20 protein-coding genes are annotated in these 19906 nt (G+C 65.2%); 13 read left to right on the top strand and 7 right to left on the bottom strand.

The window, feature by feature from the left end; all coding sequences use genetic code 11:
• Nucleotides 1-133: 133 nt before the first annotated feature.
• A complete protein-coding gene (gene ilvD, locus AB0O58_RS26110) occupies nucleotides 134-1846 on the bottom strand; it encodes a dihydroxy-acid dehydratase (protein WP_027495252.1) in 1713 nt (570 codons plus the stop codon).
• A 220-nt stretch (nucleotides 1847-2066) separates the two neighbouring features.
• On the opposite strand from ilvD, the gene AB0O58_RS26105 reads away from it, so the two are divergent.
• The 6 genes from AB0O58_RS26105 (at nucleotide 2067) to AB0O58_RS26080 (ending at nucleotide 6176) form a co-directional block, all read left to right on the top strand.
• A complete protein-coding gene (locus AB0O58_RS26105) occupies nucleotides 2067-3068 on the top strand; it encodes a nitroreductase family protein (RefSeq protein WP_045841630.1) in 1002 nt (333 codons plus the stop codon).
• Nucleotides 3065-3946 (top strand): universal stress protein, encoded by an 882-nt coding sequence (locus tag AB0O58_RS26100; RefSeq protein ID WP_032372534.1) that lies wholly within the window; start codon nucleotides 3065-3067, stop codon nucleotides 3944-3946. The genes AB0O58_RS26105 and AB0O58_RS26100 overlap by 4 nt, the downstream gene beginning before the upstream one ends.
• Complete coding sequence (locus tag AB0O58_RS26095; protein ID WP_032372533.1) at nucleotides 3943-4410, top strand: pyridoxamine 5'-phosphate oxidase family protein; 468 nt, start codon at nucleotides 3943-3945, stop codon at nucleotides 4408-4410. The genes AB0O58_RS26100 and AB0O58_RS26095 overlap by 4 nt, the downstream gene beginning before the upstream one ends.
• Before the next feature lie 105 nt (nucleotides 4411-4515).
• Complete coding sequence (locus tag AB0O58_RS26090) at nucleotides 4516-4788, top strand: hypothetical protein (protein ID WP_139278565.1); 273 nt, start codon at nucleotides 4516-4518, stop codon at nucleotides 4786-4788.
• Between the two features lie 83 nt (nucleotides 4789-4871).
• On the top strand, nucleotides 4872-5201 hold the full coding sequence (locus AB0O58_RS26085; RefSeq protein WP_155288740.1) for a hypothetical protein: 330 nt from the start codon (nucleotides 4872-4874) through the stop codon (nucleotides 5199-5201).
• A gap of 96 nt (nucleotides 5202-5297) precedes the next feature.
• The gene (locus AB0O58_RS26080; RefSeq protein WP_032372530.1) at nucleotides 5298-6176 is read left to right on the top strand and encodes a universal stress protein; all 879 of its coding nucleotides are present in this window, start codon (nucleotides 5298-5300) and stop codon (nucleotides 6174-6176) included.
• 4 nt (nucleotides 6177-6180) lie between these two features.
• Here the strand turns inward: AB0O58_RS26080 and AB0O58_RS26075 are convergent, their stop codons facing one another.
• Together AB0O58_RS26075 and AB0O58_RS26070 are read right to left on the bottom strand one after the other, a co-directional pair.
• On the bottom strand, nucleotides 6181-7635 hold the full coding sequence (locus AB0O58_RS26075) for an MFS transporter (RefSeq protein WP_155288741.1): 1455 nt from the start codon (nucleotides 7633-7635) through the stop codon (nucleotides 6181-6183).
• Complete coding sequence (locus tag AB0O58_RS26070; RefSeq protein ID WP_032367160.1) at nucleotides 7632-8234, bottom strand: hypothetical protein; 603 nt, start codon at nucleotides 8232-8234, stop codon at nucleotides 7632-7634. The genes AB0O58_RS26075 and AB0O58_RS26070 overlap by 4 nt, the downstream gene beginning before the upstream one ends.
• 104 nt (nucleotides 8235-8338) lie before the next feature.
• On the opposite strand from AB0O58_RS26070, the gene AB0O58_RS26065 reads away from it, so the two are divergent.
• Complete coding sequence (locus AB0O58_RS26065) at nucleotides 8339-9388, top strand: ATP-dependent DNA ligase (protein ID WP_032401058.1); 1050 nt, start codon at nucleotides 8339-8341, stop codon at nucleotides 9386-9388.
• A 2-nt stretch (nucleotides 9389-9390) separates the two neighbouring features.
• Nucleotides 9391-10476, top strand: a complete 1086-nt coding sequence (locus AB0O58_RS26060; protein ID WP_032372529.1) for a DNA polymerase domain-containing protein — start codon at nucleotides 9391-9393, stop codon at nucleotides 10474-10476.
• A gap of 91 nt (nucleotides 10477-10567) precedes the next feature.
• Here the strand turns inward: AB0O58_RS26060 and nhaA are convergent, their stop codons facing one another.
• A complete protein-coding gene (nhaA, locus tag AB0O58_RS26055) occupies nucleotides 10568-12424 on the bottom strand; it encodes a Na+/H+ antiporter NhaA (protein ID WP_032372528.1) in 1857 nt (618 codons plus the stop codon).
• 333 nt (nucleotides 12425-12757) lie between these two features.
• Here nhaA and AB0O58_RS26050 point away from each other — a divergent pair, with 333 nt between their 5' ends.
• From AB0O58_RS26050 to AB0O58_RS26035, 4 genes are all read left to right on the top strand, one after another.
• Complete coding sequence (locus AB0O58_RS26050; protein WP_366239009.1) at nucleotides 12758-14437, top strand: transposase family protein; 1680 nt, start codon at nucleotides 12758-12760, stop codon at nucleotides 14435-14437.
• Nucleotides 14438-14442: 5 nt separating this feature from the next.
• Nucleotides 14443-15381, top strand: coding sequence for a TniB family NTP-binding protein (locus AB0O58_RS26045; protein WP_366239008.1), 939 nt, complete (start codon nucleotides 14443-14445; stop codon nucleotides 15379-15381).
• Nucleotides 15378-16610 carry a TniQ family protein gene (locus AB0O58_RS26040; RefSeq protein ID WP_366239007.1) on the top strand — a complete coding sequence of 411 codons (1233 nt, stop codon included), beginning with the start codon at nucleotides 15378-15380 and terminating at the stop codon, nucleotides 16608-16610. Before AB0O58_RS26045 ends, AB0O58_RS26040 begins: the two co-directional genes overlap by 4 nt.
• Nucleotides 16611-16815: 205 nt before the next feature.
• Nucleotides 16816-17637, top strand: a complete 822-nt coding sequence (locus AB0O58_RS26035; RefSeq protein ID WP_366239006.1) for a hypothetical protein — start codon at nucleotides 16816-16818, stop codon at nucleotides 17635-17637.
• 152 nt (nucleotides 17638-17789) lie between these two features.
• Here the strand turns inward: AB0O58_RS26035 and AB0O58_RS26030 are convergent, their stop codons facing one another.
• From AB0O58_RS26030 to AB0O58_RS26020, 3 genes are all read right to left on the bottom strand, one after another.
• Entirely contained in the window at nucleotides 17790-17939 is a 150-nt protein-coding gene (locus AB0O58_RS26030) for a hypothetical protein (RefSeq protein ID WP_155289453.1), read from the bottom strand.
• Nucleotides 17940-17994: 55 nt separating this feature from the next.
• Complete coding sequence (locus tag AB0O58_RS26025) at nucleotides 17995-18150, bottom strand: hypothetical protein (RefSeq protein WP_155288742.1); 156 nt, start codon at nucleotides 18148-18150, stop codon at nucleotides 17995-17997.
• A gap of 338 nt (nucleotides 18151-18488) precedes the next feature.
• The gene (locus AB0O58_RS26020; RefSeq protein WP_080733148.1) at nucleotides 18489-18947 is read right to left on the bottom strand and encodes a class I SAM-dependent methyltransferase; all 459 of its coding nucleotides are present in this window, start codon (nucleotides 18945-18947) and stop codon (nucleotides 18489-18491) included.
• A 414-nt stretch (nucleotides 18948-19361) separates the two neighbouring features.
• Between AB0O58_RS26020 and AB0O58_RS26015 the strand changes: the two genes are divergently transcribed.
• The coding region (locus tag AB0O58_RS26015; protein ID WP_156516279.1) for an MBL fold metallo-hydrolase at nucleotides 19362-19906 on the top strand (545 nt) is incomplete at its 3' end.

The raw sequence follows: 19906 nt of genomic DNA, 5'->3' as shown, positions 1-19906 counted from the left end.
CCACCCCCCGGATCATTGATGACAGGGGCGAGAAGTCATACCGGGTCTGGCGACCGTAGCCCTCGGTTTCAAGGACCAGCTAAAAGATAACGGGGCTAGGGCCGGGGGCTAGGGCTAGGGCTAGGGCGGGTGGCTAGATCAGCACCGCACCGTTCGATGCCGAACCGACCAGCTTCGAGTATTTGGCCAGTACTCCGCGGGTGTAGCGCGGAGGAAGCGGTGCCCAACCCTCCTGGCGTGCTTGCATTTCGGCTGCGTCGACGAGAACGTCGAGGGTGCCCTTGCCGACGTCGAGTCGGATCTGGTCGCCGTCGCGGACGAAGGCGATGGGTCCGCCGTCGACTGCCTCGGGTGCCACGTGTCCGACGCAGAGGCCGGTGGTTCCGCCGGAGAATCGGCCGTCGGTGAGCAGCAGGACGTCCTTGCCCAGGCCCGCGCCCTTGATGGCTCCGGTGATCGCGAGCATTTCGCGCATTCCGGGTCCGCCCTTGGGTCCCTCGTACCGGATGACGACGACGTCGCCTGCCGCGATGGTGCCGTCTTCGAGAGCATCCATGGCCGCGCGTTCGCGCTCGAAAACTCGTGCGGTACCGACGAATACGTCGGAATCGAAACCGGCGGACTTGACGACGGCTCCGCCCGGGGCGAGTGATCCTTCGAGAATGGTGATGCCGCCGGTCGGGTGGATCGGCTTGTCCAGTGCGCGCAGCACTTTGCCGTCGGGGTCCGGGGGAGCGATGTGTGCGAGGTTCTCCGCCACGGTCTTTCCGGTGACGGTCATGCAGTCGCCGTGCATGAGGCCGGCGTCGAGCAGCGCCTTCATGACCACGGGGACACCGCCGATGGCGTCGACGTCGGTCATGACGTGCTTGCCGAAGGGCTTGACGTCGGCAAGGTGTGGAACCTTCGCTCCGACGCGGGTGAAGTCGGCGAGGGTCAGTTCGACCTGAGCTTCGTGCGCGATGGCCAGCAGGTGCAGCACGGCGTTGGTTGATCCGCCGAAAGCCATGACGACGGCGATCGCGTTCTCGAAGGCTTCCTTGGTGAGGATGTCGCTGGTGCGGATGCCGCGTCGCAGCAATTCGACGACGGCCTCGCCGCTGGCGTGTGCGAAGCCGTCCCGGCGACGGTCCGGTGCCGGCGGAGAAGCGCTGCCGGGCAACGACATTCCCATGGCCTCGGCGGCGCTGGCCATGGTGTTCGCGGTGTACATGCCGCCGCAGGCACCTTCGCCGGGGCAGATGGCGCGTTCGATGGTGTCGACGTCGGCGCGCGACATCAGTCCACGGGAGCAGGCACCGACGGCCTCGAAGGCGTCGATGATCGTCACCTGGTGCTCGCTGCCGTCGGACAGGGTGGCGAATCCGGGCAGCGTGGATCCGGCGTAGAGGAAGACGCTGGCGAGGTCGAGACGCGCGGCAGCCATCAACATTCCGGGCAGCGACTTGTCGCAGCCGGCGAGCAGCACGGAGCCGTCGAGACGTTCGGCGCTGATGACGGTTTCGACGCTGTCGGCGATGACCTCACGCGAGACCAACGAGAAGTGCATGCCCTCGTGGCCCATCGAGATGCCGTCGGACACCGAGATGGTGCCGAATTCCAACGGATACCCGCCGGCCGCGTGGACGCCCTTCTTGACTTCCTTCGCCAGTCGTTCGAGCGAGAGGTTGCAGGGAGTGATCTCGTTCCACGACGACGCGACGCCGATCTGGGACTTGACCCAGTCGTCGTCGCCCATCCCGACGGCGCGGAGCATGCCGCGGGCGGCAGTCTTCTCCAGCCCGTCGGTGACGTCCCGGCTACGTGGCTTGACGTCGACTTCGGGTGGATTGTGCGGGGTCGTCATGACACTCCTGAACGGTCGGCGATGGTGGCTCCTCGGTCGCGTCCTCAGGTTCCGCCCCGAGTCGCATTCACCGTCAACACTAAACCTGTGGCGCTGCGCTCTTTCGGCATGCACCGGAATGCCCTCCATCGAGTGACGAACGGCCCTGTCGAGCACCGCGACCTCGGGGCGACAGTGGGGGCGGATCCACCGCATCGCGGTGGGAGGTCGAGGAGAGACGATGAACGATCAGCCGGATACGGCCGTGGTGGAAATGCTGGTGGAGCTCGCGTGTCGCGCGCCGTCGGTGCACAACAGCCAGCCGTGGAGGTGGACCTACTCCGAACACGGACTCGATTTGTACACCGACACCTCCCGCGTGCTGGGGGTGATCGACCCGACCGAACGGCAGATGGTGATGAGCTGCGGGGCTGCGTTGGACCATCTCGAGAAGGCTGCCGCGGCGTTTAGGTGGAAGACCGAGATCGACCTGTTGCCCGCCCCGGGCACGCCGGATCATCTTGCGCGTATCCGCCTCGTGCACGACGCGCATCCTCGGTCGCGTGAGTTCGACATGTTGAGTGCGATCAATCGTCGGCACTCGGATCGGCGGGCGTTCGGACCGGTGCCGACCGACCGCGTTCTGACGCGATATCTCGGTCGGCAGCACTACGGCACCGAGATGACCGTCTTGTCGGCAGAGTCGAAACAGACGTTGGCGAGGGCCTCGACGCTGAGCGCGGGCATCCGGAAGTTCGACGCGACGTACCAGGCCGAGATCAGATGGTGGGCCGGGCACTCGTTCCGTTCCGGCGGAATTCCGCCCGAGGCGCTGACGAACCGCGCGGATGCGTCGAGGGTCCAGGTGGGACGAGCATTCCCCGAACCGCACCGCGTCGGCACGGTGGTTCCGCGCGAGCCGGTCGAAGACGAGTCCACGGTGGTGCTGCTCGGCACACCGTCGGACGAACGACTGGATTGGCTGAACTGTGGCCGTGCCATGTCGACGTTTCTGCTGGCAGCGACCGCGGACGGCTTGGCGACGTGCCCGCTGACTCACATGACGGAACAGGCCGGCAGCAGGCGACTCGTCCAGTCGTTGGCACCGCACATCGGCATGGCACAGGTGCTGATTCGAGTCGGTACACCGATGATCGGCGCCCCGGCGCCTCGAACGCCACGACATGCGGTGGCCTCGGTGCTGTCTGCTCCCGCACGCGCAACGAACAGGAGACGATCGTGATTCTCGCAGCACATCAGAAAATCGTGGTGGGGGTGGATGGTTCGGCCGGCAGTATCGGCGCTGCGCTCTGGGCGGCGACACTGGCAGAAAGGGTGGACTCTCCCCTGCTCATCGCCACTGCAGTACAGCAGCCTGTGATCTACATGGGCGAGCCCGCAGCGGTCGTGCCGAAGGAGGTGTGGGACGAGCAGCGCCGAGCTTCCGAACACATGGTGACCGACGTCGCTGCCGCAGTGCTGGCCCGTCATCCCGACCTTGCCGTCTCCACCTCGGTGGAGGAGGCGACGGCGTGCACGATGATGGCCGAACTCTCCTCCACCGCGCGGATGCTCGTCGTCGGCAATTCGGGTTCCGGGCCGATCGTGTCCGCATTGTTCGGCAGTACGGCGCAGGAGACCTCGAACGCGGCCCTGTGCCCGGTGATCGTGTGGCGGGAGGGCGACGCCGGCTTCGACGCGCCGGTCCTCGTCGGTATCGACGGCAGTGCAACGAGTGAGGCGGCCGTCGAGCAGGCCTTCGATCTGGCCTCGTTGTTCGGTGTATCGATGATCGCCGCGCTCGCCTGGAACTCGTGGTCCCACGGTGCGGCGCTCTCCCCGCCGGGGCCGCATGACAGCATCGAGATCGAGCGTGAGCAGCAGATGCTGCTCTCCGAATGTCTGGCCGGGTGGGCCGAGAAATATCCGGATGTCAGTGTCGAACATGTGGTGCGACAGGGTAACCCGGCGCATCTCCTTGTCGATCTGTCCAGGCGAGCCGGCCTCGTGGTGGTCGGCAGTCACGGGCGAGGAGTGGTTGCCCGAGCACTGTTCGGATCGACCAGTAGCAACCTCACCCGCCACGCCCACTGCCCGGTGATGATCTGCAGAGACCTATGACCAACCGCACCGTACCGAATCGTGTGCGCGGGAGTGAGGATCGACGACGAGTTCTGGACTCCAACAACGCTCATCGGCTTGCGCGACGGGCGACCGTCGCACGGCTGATCGGCCACGACCACTTCGGGCCCACCATCGACCCGGTCTCCATCGTGTGGAGCGGTAGTCGGGTGTATTTCTACGCCGAGGGGCGGTCGCGGTTGGGGTGGAGCGCGCTGGATTCCTCGGTCGTCCTGGAAGTGGACGCCGAGGACGACGCTCACCTGACCGTATCGACTGTCGTGATTCACGGAATCGCCCGTGCGGTTGTGGATGCTCGACTCGAAGTCCTCGAACAGCTACTGCCCCGGCCGCATTCGGACGGCCCGCCGATGCACCGACTCGTCGAAGTGACCCCGACGTCGGTGTCGGGGGTCGAGCTGATGCGTGGACCGACTGCGGGCGAGACGAATTCACGAGGGTGAAGGCCGGGCCTCATGGCGGCAGGATCGGGACTTTCGACCCTGCCGTCGGCATCGAGAATTCGGCAATGTCGGTTCTACCGATTCGTCGACTTCGAGGAGTTCGAGATGAAGCAGCAAGTACACGACGGACACGACGGGCAGGCCGTGTTGGCCGAGGCCGAAAATGTCCTCGCCGAAGTGCTACTGGTGTGTGCCGTCGCCGCGGTAGGTCTTTTCTTGACGTTGCTCGCGTCCGGTGTGACCGGCTGGGCTGCGGTCTGCGGAGGTGCGGCAGCAGCGATGTTCGTGATGGCCGCAGTGAGCCTTCGTGCAGGGCAGCACGCCGCGCAAAGGTCGCATGCGCCTTCGGGTTCCGATTCTGTGGCGGGGTCGATGTGACGCCGACTTCTGGCGGACGTGAGCCCGCCAGAGCAGGAACGACGAGTAGGACCGACAGTGAAAGGCCGCAGGTGACGGGCTCGATGCGGGTCGATTCCGACTCCGTAGTCGTCGAGATTCCGACGCAATCGGTACCGATGGTGTTTCCGGTGACCACTGCATCGATCGACGGTGTCGTCCATTCGGTGGTGATCGCCGAGTACGGGCCTCTCAGCGGGGTCTCGCCCGACGGACACATCCTCAGAACAGCCGTGCTCGAACGGTGGCCGGACGCTCGAGTGTTCGAGCGGCGCAGCACGGGTGAGCGCGGTGCGGACCCGCGTGGCTACGAGAGTTTCTACGTCGAATTGGAGCCGAGCGGTTGCCGAACCGACATCGATCTCGACGAGGTGTCCGCGCTCTTCGGACGCTGACCGGACGCGAACACGGACTGCCGATTCGACTGCACTGCAAATCATCACGTCATGGCGACTGTGCCGTGGCCGTCGATATCGAGACAGGAAGATCACATGAGTAATTCCACCGCCCGCACACTTCCCATCGTCGTGGGTATCGACGGATCGGCCGAGGCCGAGGCTACAGCCCGATGGGCCGGCACCTACGCGGACAAGGTCCACGCGACCGTACGTCTCGTTCATGCAGTCCCGGTAGGGGATTGGTACGGGTCGGCAGCATTCGTCGACGGTGGCGCGCTGGAGAGGGATCTTCGCGCCATGGGCCGCAAACACCTCGTCCGAGCAGAGGGCGAGGTACACGCCGCCGCACCCGGGGTATCCGTGGACACCGTCAGTGTGGACGGCACCATAGCGTCGTACGTGGCCGACGTGGGAGCAGACATGGTGGTGCTGGGATCCAGGAAGTCGAGCGCGATCCGCGACCTCACCCTCGGTAGCAACACGCTGCGCGTCATGACGCACGCGCAGTGTCCGGTGTTGTTGCTCCGCAACGAAAACGACAAGGCCGACGTGGGCCGCCCGATCGTGGTCGGGATCGACGGCAGCGAACAGTCCGATCGAGCGCTGGGTGCCGCGCTCGAGATGGCCGACAACCTGGGCGCACCCGTGATCGCAGTCAACTACTGGGGGTTCGCGGCTCAGGCCGGCATCGGGATGAGCGCCGGCTACATCGACTGGCAGGCGGTGCAGGAAGACGAGAAGCGTTGGCTGGAAACGCATGTGGAGAAGATGCACGAGAAGTATCCGGCTGTGCAGCTCACGACCGTCAGTGCCCAATCGAGCCCGACGCGAGGCTTGCGAGCGCTGTCTGCGTCTGCATCGATGCTCGTGGTCGGGTGCCGAGGTAGAGGTGCCCTCCGCGGTGCGATCCTGGGGTCGGTCAGTCAGAACCTCGTGCACCATGCCGAATGCTCGGTGTTGATCGTGCGGTGAGCAGTCAGTCGACGCTGCGTCTGTCGACCAGGGGTGCGCCCAGATCGCAGTGCGGTGGGCAGTCGGAGGTGTCGCCAGTGCTCTTGATCAGCGCCGCCGCGATGACGGCACCGAGTACCAAGAGCCCGGCGCACATCAGCATCGCCGAGTGGAATCCGGCCGAGAACACCTGCGGCGCAGAGTAATCGGACCCGGCAATGCCTGCCAATGCGGGGAGCGCAGCAACGGCGAGCAGTTGACTGGTTCTGGCGACAGCATTGTTGACGCCCGATGCGATTCCGGCGCGGTCGTCCGGTGCCGCGCTCAGGACGGCTCCGGTCAACGGGGCCACCAGAGCGGACAGGCCGAGGCCGAACACGACGACGGCGGGGAGAACATCGGCGACATAGGTGGATCCGGGCCCGATGCGCAGCATCAGCAGCAGCCCCGCCGCCGACAGCAGCGGCCCGACCGTCATCGGAATGCGCGGGCCGATGCGCCCCGCGAGCCGGCCCGCGCGGGCCGACAGTACGAGCATCAGCACGGTGATCGGGATGGTGGCCAATCCGGCTGCGACAGGGGAGAACCCGACTGCGAACTGCAGCTGTAACACCAGGAGGAAGAACACCCCGCCGAGCGCGGCGTACACGGCGAAGGTCACGAGATTGGCTGCCAGGAACACGCGCGAGGCGAACAGTGACGGCGGTACCAGCGGATCGTGGGTGCGGCGCTCGATCACCACGAACATTCCGACCGCGACGATCCCCAACGCGAGCGCAAGAACGTGGGACTCGATCAGACCGTACGTCAGCAGCCCGAGGGCAGCGGCGACCGTCACCGCGCCGGGGACGTCGAGGCGACCGGCAGCGTGCGGATCACGGCTCTCCGGAACATGTTTCATCGCCACCCACACGACCACCACGGCCAGTGGAACATTGATCAGGAACACCGCGCGCCAGCCGACGGCGTCGACGAGCCAGCCGCCGAGCAGTGGACCGATCGCCGATGCCACTCCGCCCAACCCCGACCACAGCCCGATTGCGGCTCCGCGATCGTCGGATCTGATGGACGCCGAGATCAGCGCGAGCGAACCCGGGGTCAGCAATGCCGCGCCGATGCCTTGGAGCAGCCGGGCGGCGATCAACACCTCGATGCTGGGGGCAAGACCGCACAGGACCGAGGCCGCCGTGAACCAGACGGTGCCCCAGACGAACACCCGCCTGCGTCCGAGCCGGTCACCGAGCGAGCCGCCGAGCAGGATCAGCGACGCCAGCGCCAACGTGTAACCGCTGAGCGTCCACTGCAGCCCGGTGACACCCGATCCCAGATCCCGACCGATCGCCGGCAGCGCGATGTTGACCACGGTGGCGTCGAGCATCGCCAGAGACGACCCGAGCACGGTGGCCGCGACGATCCATCGGCCCCGCGCACTGGACAGGGAAATGGTTACATCGTGCCGCTCTGCAGGCTGCTCGGTCACAACTTCTCGACGCAGACGACGAAGTTGCGGGAGTCCTTCTCGAATCCGTACAACGCGGGGTCGGGGCAGTCGTCGACCGACGTGGTGCCCTGCAGGATGGTCACCACCCGGCGGGTGTCGGCACCCGGGGTGGCGCAGTCGACGCGTTGCGCGAACTCGCCCACCAGGTCCATGCAGCCACCGACGATCCAGTCGATGTCGAGGCACAGGGCCCCTTGCTCGATGTCGAAGTACGTCTCGTAGTAGTACTGGTCGGCGTCGGGCGGGCATTCGGCCGAGGTCGGAGTCTTGGCGAACACGACGTAGTTGGACTGTGGGGATCCGCAGGTCGCATTGGCGACGGTGGCGTTCTCGACCGTCCCACCGAGTTCGACGCATTGGCCGATCTCGACGTCGATGTCGACGCTGCCGCCCTCGTCGATGTCGGGGGTCGGGGAACCGGTGGTGGTGCGTGGCGGCGTCGTGGTGGTGGGAATGCTGGCACCGGAGATGGCGACGGCGGTCCCGGATACCTCCGAGGCGCATCCGCTCAGTAGCACCGCCGCGCAGGCGGACAGAGCGACGACGAAAGCGCGGACCGAACGAGTGGGTGACGCCATGGTGAGTCCTGCTCTCGACGAAAGAAGCGTGCTGGGTGCATCGACCGTATGTGTGTAGAAAATATCGGACTCGGTTGTCGGCCGCATGAGGCAGGATGAAGTGCGTGGATCTTCCTCTCGCCGTTCCGGTTGCGCCGATGCTCGCCAAAGCCGCGAAAGTGGTGCCTCCTCAGCCCGAGAACGGGCCGCCGGTGTGGTCGTACGAGCCCAAATGGGACGGTTTTCGCGCCATCGTGTTCCGCGACGGCGACGAGGTGGTGCTGGGATCGCGCGGCGGCAAGGACCTGGCTCGGTACTTTCCCGAGCTCGTCGAGGCCGTCAAGGCCGAACTACCCGAGAAGATCGTGATCGACGGAGAGATCGTGGTGCCGCGCGAGAAGAACGGTTCCACGCGCCTGGACTGGGAGTCGTTGTCCGAGCGCATCCATCCCGCGGCGAGCCGAGTGACGATGCTGGCGGAGAAGACACCGGCGCAGTTCATCGGCTTCGATCTGTTGGCCGTCGGCGACGAGGATCTGACGGGTGAGCCGTTCTCGACGCGGCGGGCGCGATTGCTCGACGCGGTGGGCACGGGCGGGCCGAGTTGCTTCGTCACCTCGGCCACCGACGATGCGGCCGTGGCCGAGGACTGGTTCGAGCGGTTCGAGGGAGCAGGCCTCGACGGCGTCGTAGCGAAGAAGCTCGACGGGCCGTACCTGCCCAACAAGCGCGAGATGATCAAGATCAAGCATGCCCGTACCGCCGACTGCGTGTTGATCGGCTATCGAATTCACAGGTCCGGCAACGGCATAGGATCACTGCTGCTCGGCCTGTACGACGGCGAGGATCTGCGCATGATCGGCGGAGCGTCGGCGTTCACCGACAAGCGGCGGCTGGACTTGCTCGAAGAACTCGAACCGCTCCGGCTCGGTGACGACGTCACCTACGACGGCGAGGCGACCCGTTGGAATTCGTCCAACGATCGCAATTGGATTCCGGTGCGCATCGAGCGAGTCATCGAAGTCGCCTACGACCAGATGGAAGGCGCGCGGCTGCGGCACGTGGCCAGGTTCCTGCGCTGGCGACCGGATCGCGATCCGCGCTCGTGCGCCTACGACCAGCTCGAAGTGCCGGTGCGCTACGACGTCGCCGATGTGATTGCTGGAGGGCGATAGACATGGCCGCGAAAACACCACCGGCGTTCGTGCAGGCGGGCGAGCGCGAAGTGCGAGTGTCGAGTCCCGACCGAGTGATCTACGAAGCGACCGAACGCACCCCGGAGATCACCAAACTCCAGGTGTGCGAATACTTCGCCGCGGTGGGCGAACCGCTGATGCGGGCGATCGGCGACCGCCCGACCGCGATGGAGCGGTGGCCCGACGGCTACCGCGAGGGAATGCGATTGGCGCTCGGCCCGCAGGACAAGGAGGGCGACGGTTTCTATCAGAAGCGGCTGCCCAAGGGTGCGCCCGAGTGGATCGAGACCGTGAAGATCGCGTTCCCGAGCAAGCGCACTGCCGAAGAACTGTGTCCCTCCGAAACTGCGTCTCTGGTGTGGGCAGCCCAGATGGGCACGCTGACATTCCATCCGTGGCCGGTACGACGACCGGACGTCGACCATCCCGACGAGCTGCGTCTCGATCTCGATCCGCAGCCCGGGACGACATTCGCCGACGCGCTTCGCGTCGCCGACGTGACACGAGAGTTGTTGGAGGAGTTGGGCTTACGCGGCTACCCCAAGACCAGCGGCAATCGCGGCATTCACATCTACGTGCGCATCGAGCCCGAGTACACGTTCGAGCAGGTGCGGCATGCGGCCATCGGCCTGGGCCGAGAACTCGAACGTCGCGACGACGGGGTGACCACCAACTGGTGGAAAGAAGAACGCGGAGAACGCATCTTCATCGATTACAACCAGAACAATCGTGACCGCACCATAGCCAGCGCGTGGAGTCTGCGAGCCCGGCCCGGAGCGACGGTGAGTACACCGATGACGTGGTCGCAGTTGGCGGACGTCACCGATCCGCGTGACTTCAACCTCGTCACCGTGCCGGACCTGGTCCAGGACGGCGACCCGTGGGCCGACATGGACACGAAGGCCTATTCACTGGAACCGCTTCTGCACCTGTGGGAAACACTGCCGGGTGGTGAGCTGAATTTCCCGCCCGACTACCCCAAGATGCCGGGCGAACCGCCCCGAGTGCAGCCGTCGAAGAAAGTCGCCGAGCACTGGGATGCGGAAGGAAATCGCACCGACAGCTAGTTCCGCTCGGCCTGGGCAGGGTTGCACACTACGTAGCGTTGTCGACGGGATCCGGTCGATCGAGCCGTGTTCCGTGCAACCCGGCCCACCCTCACATGGATTCGAGTTCCCGGATCAGCGTCGCCGCGTCGTACGGCCCCACGTGGCGGGTGAGGTTCTTGTCACCGCGACCCAGGTAGAACGTCGGAGTGCCGCCCACATCGGAGGACGTGGCGTCGAGTTCGTCGTCCTCGACGCGCACCACGTAGTCGCCGGTGCGGATGTCGTCCTCGAATCTGTCCATGTCGAGGCCGAGTTCGCGTGCGTACCCGTCGATGTCGTCGGGTTCGAGGGCGTCGCTGTTGCGGAACAACACGTCGGCCATCTCCCAGAACTTGCCTTGCGCCGCGGCGGCTTCGCTGGCGTATGCCGCGTAGCGGGCATGGGGGTGGTAGTCGTCCAGCGGCAGGTGTCGGTAGACGTACCGGAGGTCGTCACCGAAGTGCTTGCGTACCTCGGCGACGCTGCCGGTTGCCTTGCTGCAGAACGGGCATTCGAAATCGGCGTATTCGACGATCGTCAGCGGAGCGTCGACGGGCCCGCGGATGTGATCGCGCTTGGGGCTGACCGGACGCAGAATACGCAGCGACGCTTCGGCTTTCGGCGGGTGGATCTTCGCGTCGATGCGGAAGAGGATCCAGCCGAGCAGGGCAGCGATGACCGAGGCTGCCAGCACACCGACGCGGGCCTCGTCGGCCAGCAGCGGATCGTCGAGCGCGAGGTCGATGATGAACAGCGAGATCGTGAACCCGATTCCGGACATCGCCGCACCACCCGCGATGTGCGACATGGTCAGTCCGGGAGCCAGAGCCGAGGGTCGCAACTTCGCGAAAATGGCCGAGGCCCCGGTGATTCCGACGAGCTTGCCGAGCACCAGGCCGGCGATGATGCCCCAGGTGAGCGTCGACGTGGAGGCAGCCTTCAGGGTGTCCGAGCTGAGCACCACTCCCGCATTGGCGAGCGCGAAGATCGGCACGATGATGAACGCGGTGTACGGCTGATACAGGCGCATCAGTCTCTCGTTGACCGAGACGGCTTGATCCAGGCCGAGTCTCGCGGCGCGGGCGTATTCGGGATTCGGCGATTGGCGGAAGGCGCGGGTGAGGTCCGATGCTCGTTCCACCTCGGAGCGACGCGGCGGGTACACCGGAAGAATCAGCGCGATCATCACGCCGGCCAGCGTGGGGTGAACGCCCGACTCGTACATCGCGACCCACGTGAACAGTGCGACGACGAAGTACCCGACACCGCGCCACACTTCGAGCCGACGCAACAGGAAGATCAGTCCGAGACCGATGAACGCCAACACCAACGGAACCACGTCGAGATCATCGGTGTAGAAGAACGCGATGATTGCCAGCGCGCCCACGTCGTCGGCCACGGCCAGCGTCAACAAGAAGATCCGCAGCCGCGCGGCCTTCTTCGGGCCGAGTACCGCCAGGGCACCGAGCAGGAACGCGGTATCGGTGGAGATGACCACGCCCCAGGCCTGGGCGGCCGGGCCGGAGGGGTTGAAGGCGAGGAACAGCAGCGCGGGTGCGGCCAGACCGGCGAGTGCAGCCACGATGGGAATCGCTGCGCGCGATCTGTCGGTGAGCTCACCCATCGCGAACTCGCGTTTGACCTCGAGACCGACGACGAAGAAGAACAGCGCCATCAGCCCGTCGTTGACCCAGTGGGCGAGGTCGAGGGAGATGCCGTGTTCACCCACGGTGATGGACAGCTCGGTGTGCCAGAACGACTGATAGGTGTCACCGAGTGGGGAGTTCGCCCAGATCAGGGCGATCAACGTGGCCGCCAGCAGGAAGCCCGCGGCCAAGGTTTCACTGTTCTTCTCGCCGCGAGCCCGCGAGATCCGTTCGACGAATCGTGCCATCGGCCGGTCCGTCGGCGTGATCTGATCTGCCATCTGCAGCCCGGGTCCTTCCTCGGAGGTGTTGTGAAGCAGTCTGTACCAACACGGCGGTGGACGCTTTACTTCCACGCAGGTCAGTAGCCTGGATGGTTCTCTTGCCGGGAAGCGTTGTCGAAGAGATGTGCACGACATATTCGGCGAACGGCATTAGTCCGCCGAGAATCGGGAATACGAGCCCGACTCACCCCTGCCACTATGTCAGTTTCAAAAGACGGCTGCACTCTTTGCAGGCGTTTTGAGGATGAGTGCACGTGTCTTCTGACATTCTGATGTCGGAAGTGCGGTGCACGGTCGCGCGTTCAGCTCTCGGTGACAGGGAGGCTTGTGATGGACCCCGACAAGCTCGACGTCGTGGAGACCGGTGTGCTGACGGCGTCGGGGGAGCGGTGGGCGCAGGCAGAGACCCGATTCGCTGTCTTGGCTCCCTTGCTGGAGATGCATCCGGTGCGTTTGGCAGCGGTCGATGATGCGGCCGAACGACTGGGGTTGTCGCGCCGTCGGGTCTATGCGTTGCTTGGCAAACTCAGGGACGGGACAGGTACGGTCACCGATCTTCTGACGAAGGTCTCGCCGGGTGGGCGTGGCCGCAGCCGAGTAGCGGCTGAGGTCGAAGAGGTGATCGGCGATCATCTCACCCGATATTTTCTTCACCGCCAGAAGCTGAGTGTCGCTGCGCTGCATCGACGTATCGCGTTGGCGTGTCACCGCGCGGGTCTGCCAGTGCCGGCCAGAAACACCGTCACCGCACGAATCGCCGCGCTCCATCCGGCATCGGTGGCCAGGTCACGCGGAGGACCCGATGCCGCCCGCCCACGTCAGTCCGCCGGCGACGATCCACCGACAGTTGCGGGGATTCTCGATCAGGTCCAGATCGACCACACCGTCGTCGATCTGATGGTCGTCGACGAGTACGAGCGTCAACCGATCGGTCGCCCCTACCTGACGATCGCCATCGATGTCCTCAGCCGTTCCGTACTCGGGTTCGTCGTCACTTTGGAGCCGCCGTCGTCGATATCGGTCGGGTTGTGCCTGGGCCGCGTGTGCTGCGAGAAGCAGACATGGCTGGAGGCATGCGAGCTCGCGGAACAGGTGCAGTGGCCGATGGCAGGGAAACCGAAACAGTTGTATCTCGACAACGCCTCCGAGTTCAAAAGCGAAGCGCTGCGCCGCGGATGCGCCCAGCACGCCATCACACTCGAATACCGTCCTCCGGGCCGACCGCACTACGGCGGGATCGTCGAACGCATCATCGGAACGGCGATGACGGCGGTGCACGAGCTGCCTGGGACCACCTTCTCGAACCCAGCGGACCGAGGAAGTTACGACTCGGACAAGCATGCGGCGTTGACATTGCGTGAGTTGGAGCGCTGGCTGGTCCTGGCCATAGCCTCATATCACGCGAGTGTTCACAAAGGGATCGGGAACACTCCGGCCGCCGTGTGGGCCGGCGGGGTCGCCGCAGTTGGTCATGCCCCTCGTGTGGTACTTGGCGAAACCGCGTTCCTGGTGGACTTTCTTCCCGTCATCCGGCGACGTCTGACGCGCACGGGCTTCGTCCTCGATCACGTGCACTACTTCTCGAACGCGCTCAAACCGTGGGTTGCGCGGCGAGAGGATCTGGGGCGGTTCGTGATACGACGTGACCCACGCGATTTGAGCAGAATCTGGGTCCTCGAACCAGACGGTGCCGGCTATGTCGAGGTGCCGTACCGGACGATGTCACATCCCGCGGTGACACTGTGGGAGCACAGAGCTGCTATCACCCGTCTCCGCGAACAAGGTCGGTCGAACGTCGATGAGAGCGCACTGTTTTCGATGATCGAGCAGATGCGCGAGGTCACCGACCGCTCGCAGAAAGCCACCCGCAAAGCCCGGCGCAACCGTGCCCGCCGCATGCATCTCACCGGCGCCGCGTCTGCGCCGATCCCGGCGATCCACCCGCCGGTGGAGCCTCGAGCGGACGGCGGCACCGCAACGCCGGTCTTCAGCGACATCGAGGAATGGTGAGCCGGATGACCGCATCGACAGGACGCAGCGACGAAGCCACCGAGTCGTCCGGTGAGGATTTGGGGCACCTGCGGGAGTCGGTTCGTCCGCTCACCGCACTCGACGACGCGGACAAGATCCGGTTGATCCGGTCGGAGAGGTGGATCGGGTATCCGCAGGCCCGTACGGTCATCGACCATCTGGAGACGTTGTTGTCGTGGCCGGACCGACAGCGTATGCCGAACCTACTGTTGCTCGGTCCGACGAACAACGGCAAGTCGATGATCATCGAAAAGTTCCGGCGCACTCATCCGCCGATCAGCTTGTCCGATCGCGAGCAGATACCGGTGTTGTGCATGCAGATGCCCCCGGACCCGTCACCCGGCCGGTTCTACCTCGCACTGCTCACAGCGTTGGGAACACCGACCAGGCCCCGCAATCGGGTCCACGAACTCGAACAGCAAGCATTGATGCTGCTCCGCGTCACCGGCGTACGGATGTTGATCATCGACGAGCTCCACAATGTTCTCGCTGGCCGCGACAACGTCCGCCGCGAATTCTTGAACGTGCTGCGGTTCCTGGGCAACGAACTACGCATTCCTCTTGTCGCTGTCGGAACCCGCGACGCCTACCTCGCCATCCGGACCGATCCCCAGTTGGAGAACCGATTCCATCCCATGACTTTGCCGGTCTGGACCAACACTGCCGACACCAGATCACTGCTGGCCAGCTTCAGCACGAGCTTCCCCCTCCGCAAACCCTCGCACCTGACATCACCGGAGATGACCGACTACCTCCTTACTCGCTCCGAGGGCACCATCGGTGAACTGACAACGCTGCTCACTGCCGCAGCAGTGACCGCCGTCGACAGCGGAGAGGAAGCGATGACCTCATCGGTGCTCACGCGCACTCCGTACCTCGGCCCCACGGAGCGACGCCGCCAGTTCGAACGCCACCTCGCATGAACGCGCGGCTCGCACCGATGCCCGGTGATGCGTACGTTCGCCCGTGGCCGCTGCACCCGCAGCCACTGCCAGGTGAGGTCCTCTCGTCATGGTTGGCCCGGATATGCGAGCTGTATCCGCACATCAGGCCCTCTGACCTTCTTGCAGAACTCGAAATCGATTGTTCTGTCGAAGATCTCGACCGCTACACACCGGAGCCGATACTTGCCGAGCTGGCCGGTCGCGGCGCAGTCCCGGTAGAGAGGGTGCGGATGATGACGTTGGCGGGGTGGACACCGTGGCTGCTCGACAGCACCGACCCCGCCGACTGCGACTTCGACACCTACGTCCACCAATTCTCGATCCTGCTACCGGCCGACCTCGCGAGGGAGGATCGACGACGCCGCACACCCACGAGCGAAGCATGGTTGCCGTGGGCGAGCACTCCGCGCAGTCGGGCATGCCCGGCATGTATCGACAGCCTCGAATCCACTGCTGATATCAACATGACTCTGCTGCACCAATATCCGGTGCTGAGCAGCTGCCTCGACCACCGTTGTCGACTCGAACCCTGCTCTGTTTTCCCTGGTCATGCAATCTTCTGGGATCAGGTCCGGTTCGGTTCGGACGAACGGGTCTCGCCCGTTCCGGTTCCCTCGGCGGTCACGGACCTCGATCGGCGCAGCACCGAGGCTCTGACGACGGGATGGGTGGAACTCGGCCCAGGCCGGGTACATGCCGCAGTGTGGTTCCGGCTTCTGCGCACCGTCGTCGACGAAGTGTCCTCGCCACTGGTTCGCACCGGACGGTGGGCGACGAGGCTCGTTGCGATCTGGAAGGCCGCCGGTCGTTCTCGCCCGTTGCGGACCGCGTGGGTTCCGTTCGAGGACCTGCACTGGGACGAGCAGGCGAAAGTCCTCGAGGCCGCGGCGATCGCCATTGCGTTGGTCGAGAGCGGTGAGATCGATGCCGGCGGTGCGCACGCATCTCTGCTGAGCCCACGACCCTATGAGCCGGTCGATCCCGGGACAGCTCCGACGCGCTCGTCTTATCCCGCACCCGAGCGCGATCTGTGGGCTGACGCGCACGCTGCGGCCGAGGCCGCCATCGCGGCAGCGCGCGTCGATCCCGCATCCGCCAGTTCGTTGTACAACTTCCTGCTCCGGGGGTGCCGCACCGCAGCGGAGCTGGATGAGACGGTGCAACTGTTCCTCGACCACGGGATCCCGCTGCACCATCCGCCGACATAGCTCTCGCCCGATGGAGCGGGGTCGTCCGCGATGCACGCGCGGCGATAGCCGAAGAGCCCTTTTTCGCGCCGGGGTCATAGTCACCAACGTTATTTGTGCGGTGACCGACGAGAACTTTCCTTCCCGCACCGTCCTTGAGGAAACGCCAGGTGAGCGTAGTTTCTGTTCGATAAATGTGTAGGAGGTGCCCGCTACAGTCCTGCCCATGACCGAACGCCAGCTCGCAGACGACTCGAACATTGTTCCGGCTGTCTTGCCGGGCGGTACCGCAGCGGTGTTTCCGGATCTCCCACCCGACGTCGCCGCTCGGATCGAGCAGTCGATGGCGTCATCGCGCTCGACCGGCACCCGCCGCGCCTACGCCTCGGCGTGGAGACGCTTCGAAACCTGGTGCGCCGCCACCGGGTATACCTCGTTACCGGCGCATCCCGCGACGGTGGCCGCCTATCTCGTGGCCGCGGCGGACACACTCACCGTCGACGGGACTCGGGCGTACGCGGCCGCGACGTTCGGCAAATGGGTCGCAGCGATCGCCGACCGCCACCGCGCTACCAGACACGACAACCCGGGCGGGCACGAGATGGTCCGCGCCACCCTCGCCAGTATTCGGCGGGATTACGCGTCGGCGGGCGAGCGGCCACGCAATCCACGCGCACCGCTGCTGACCTCCGACATCACCACCATCGTCGATCATGCACGTCTCAGTGTGACCGGGTGGGCGTCGGAGGTCCTCAAACGGCGCGACACCGCGCTGCTTCTGATGGGCTATACCGGCGCATTTCGTCGTAGCGAACTCGTGGCGCTCGAATGCGGCGGTGTCCGCCGCGACCGCCTCGACGGTGCGCACGTACGGATTCGGGCGTCGAAGACCGATCAGGACGGCGTCGGGGCCTTCAAAGCCCTACCGTTCACCGGCCGTCACGAATCCTGCCCGGTCTGCGCGTGGGTACGTTGGCTGCAGGTCGTCGCGGCGTCCTCCACGTGCACCTCGCTACGTCGACGACCCAACGCCGCCGGATCGCGGTGATCGACGGCACCCATTCCCGGCAGCTGTTACCCCCTCCGGGGCGCGCGGAGATCGTTCGGGCTGCGCTGGACGTGGCGCGTACGGCGCGCCTGCACGAGCTGGCAGCCGTGATCGGCGGCATCATCGCCCGCCTCCCCGAATCCGGTTGGCCGTCAGAACTGTTCGCGCGGCGAGACGCCCGCGTCCTGATCTTCGCCTCGACCGGTCTGCCGTACACCCAGATCGCGGCCCTGCGGCACTGCAATGTCACCGCCGATCCAAGGATCGACGCCCTTCGTATCGACACAGGCCGCGGCGTCCACACTGTCACTTCCCCCGGCACTGACGGGGGCGGGGTATCTCGCCGCGGATGGTGTATCAGCGCTTGTTGGAGGTGCTGGGCCATCGCACGCGGTATCCGAGTACCCGAATGCTCTCGATGCCGTGGGCGGTACCGGACTCGGCGGATTCGACCGGTACGTCGATCCGGCCGATCGGCAGCCGCTGTCGACTGCGATCGACCGGTTGGGCCACACCCCGTTGATTGCGACCCCACTCACGTCCCGTGCGGTCGCCGACATCGTTCGAGCCCACCTGGACGGGCGAGTACCTGTGCACCGACTCCACTCGGTGCAGGCACGGCAACCGAGCGCACAGCTCGTCCCGTAGCCCGCCTCGGCTTCGGTACTCGACCCCGGATACTACGAATACGGGACCCAGGCACGCCGGGACGCGCACGAGCTACTCGGTGGCGTCGATTCAACGCTCGACGACCGTGCGGATGCACTGCTGAAGCGGCTTCTCGCGTTCGTCGAGGCAGAAGTACCGGAATATGGTCGGCCGCGCGTGCCGCGCCCATCGTACCTGCCCGTTCAGGACACCTTTCGGGCGTGAAGACGCTCGACGAGACCGAGAGTGAACCGGTCGATGTCCTCGATGGAGAAGCTCTCGTCACCGGTGATCGCGAGCGAGGACCGTCGCAGAAAGTGCACGCCACCGATCGGGATGCTCACCAGTTTCAGGGCGCGTTGGATCCATCGAACCGGCCGGATCGACGAGGCGACGTGATCGGCGGGGAGCATTGTTCCACCTGGACGCAGCACTCGCGACATTTCCGAGAGCGCGATGTCCGGGGCTGGGATGGCGCAGAGCGAGAACGTGCACACCATGGTGTCGAAGGATGTATCGGGGAAGTCCAGAGCGTGAGCGTCCCCGAGCGGCGGGTGCGCATCCGGTCTGACGTCGGTGTGGGCGCGAGCCGTGTGGTCACGACATTGGTGGTCATTGAGGCCAGGTGCACTGCATCGACAGCAGTCGTGTTGGAAGGTCATTCCGGCGTTCGAGCAGGTGGTGCAAGGACACGTGCCGAGGTATACGCCACCCTCTCCTTGATTGATCGTACGGATGTACGTACATTATGGATGAGGCTAGTCGCCAATTCTGACAAACGTCACACTCGGGAGGAATGAAATTCCCTCGTCCGCCCCGAGTCGGCGAGTGCCGGACGGCTGAGGAGGACGTGATGGTCGGCAACCGCTGCGGTGGCGCTGTGAGTCGTTGCGCCTCGCTGGATCAGTCGGTTGCGATGCCCCTGGTCGCCCAGTGGAATGCCGCCCACTTCACCTCCACCCCGCAGGAATCGGAACCGTGCGCCTCGACGCACAGAACCTGCAAAAATACCCCACGGGGTACCGTGGATTCTTGACACCCATACGAACGCCGCCACGATCGACAAGGAGATTTCGATGCTTCTCGAACGCATCTACGACGAAGACCTCGCCCAAGCCGGATACTTCATCGGCTGCCAGGCCAAAGGAGAGGCAGTGGTGGTCGACGCCCGCCGCGACATCGGTGTGTATCTGGATCTGGCCGATCGGCATGGCATGACCATCACCGCCGTGACCGAGACCCATATCCATGCCGACTACCTGTCCGGCACTCGCGAGCTGGCCAAGGCCACCGGGGCGGTCACCTACGTCTCAGGAGAGGGCGGCGACGATTGGCAGTACGGCTTCGAGGCCGAACGCCTCCACGATGGCGACACGCTGGCTCTGGGCAACATCACCGTGCAAGCCGTTCACACGCCCGGTCATACCCCGGAGCACCTCTCGTTCCTGGTGACCGACGGTGCCTTCGCCGATGCTCCGGGATACATGTTGACGGGCGACTTCGTCTTTGCCGGTGATCTCGGCCGCCCGGACCTACTCGACGAAGCTGCCGACGGTGTCGACACCCGTTTCGAGGGTGCCAAACAGATCTTCCGCAGTCTGAAGCGGTCGTTCGTCACGCA

This window comes from Rhodococcus sp. NPDC080181, from assembly GCF_040702225.1.
GTDB lineage: Bacteria > Actinomycetota > Actinomycetes > Mycobacteriales > Mycobacteriaceae > Rhodococcoides > Rhodococcoides fascians.
Note: the sequence above shows the minus strand (reverse complement) of the source record. Positions and strands in the feature narration are given on the sequence as shown.

Excerpts from the sequence above, each read along its gene's own strand:
- AB0O58_RS26020 (WP_080733148.1), bottom strand. The coding sequence starts at position 18,947 with ATGACCTTCCAACACGACTGCTGTCGATGCAGTGCACCTGGCCTCAAT.
- AB0O58_RS26050 (WP_366239009.1), top strand. The coding sequence starts at position 12,758 with ATGGACCCCGACAAGCTCGACGTCGTGGAGACCGGTGTGCTGACGGCG.
- AB0O58_RS26040 (WP_366239007.1), top strand. The coding sequence starts at position 15,378 with ATGAACGCGCGGCTCGCACCGATGCCCGGTGATGCGTACGTTCGCCCG.
- nhaA (WP_032372528.1), bottom strand. The coding sequence starts at position 12,424 with ATGGCAGATCAGATCACGCCGACGGACCGGCCGATGGCACGATTCGTC.
- ilvD (WP_027495252.1), bottom strand. The coding sequence starts at position 1,846 with ATGACGACCCCGCACAATCCACCCGAAGTCGACGTCAAGCCACGTAGC.
- AB0O58_RS26060 (WP_032372529.1), top strand. The coding sequence starts at position 9,391 with ATGGCCGCGAAAACACCACCGGCGTTCGTGCAGGCGGGCGAGCGCGAA.
- AB0O58_RS26070 (WP_032367160.1), bottom strand. The coding sequence starts at position 8,234 with ATGGCGTCACCCACTCGTTCGGTCCGCGCTTTCGTCGTCGCTCTGTCC.
- AB0O58_RS26105 (WP_045841630.1), top strand. The coding sequence starts at position 2,067 with ATGAACGATCAGCCGGATACGGCCGTGGTGGAAATGCTGGTGGAGCTC.
- AB0O58_RS26085 (WP_155288740.1), top strand. The coding sequence starts at position 4,872 with ATGCGGGTCGATTCCGACTCCGTAGTCGTCGAGATTCCGACGCAATCG.
- AB0O58_RS26080 (WP_032372530.1), top strand. The coding sequence starts at position 5,298 with ATGAGTAATTCCACCGCCCGCACACTTCCCATCGTCGTGGGTATCGAC.
- AB0O58_RS26045 (WP_366239008.1), top strand. The coding sequence starts at position 14,443 with ATGACCGCATCGACAGGACGCAGCGACGAAGCCACCGAGTCGTCCGGT.
- AB0O58_RS26035 (WP_366239006.1), top strand. The coding sequence starts at position 16,816 with ATGACCGAACGCCAGCTCGCAGACGACTCGAACATTGTTCCGGCTGTC.
- AB0O58_RS26095 (WP_032372533.1), top strand. The coding sequence starts at position 3,943 with ATGACCAACCGCACCGTACCGAATCGTGTGCGCGGGAGTGAGGATCGA.
- AB0O58_RS26090 (WP_139278565.1), top strand. The coding sequence starts at position 4,516 with ATGAAGCAGCAAGTACACGACGGACACGACGGGCAGGCCGTGTTGGCC.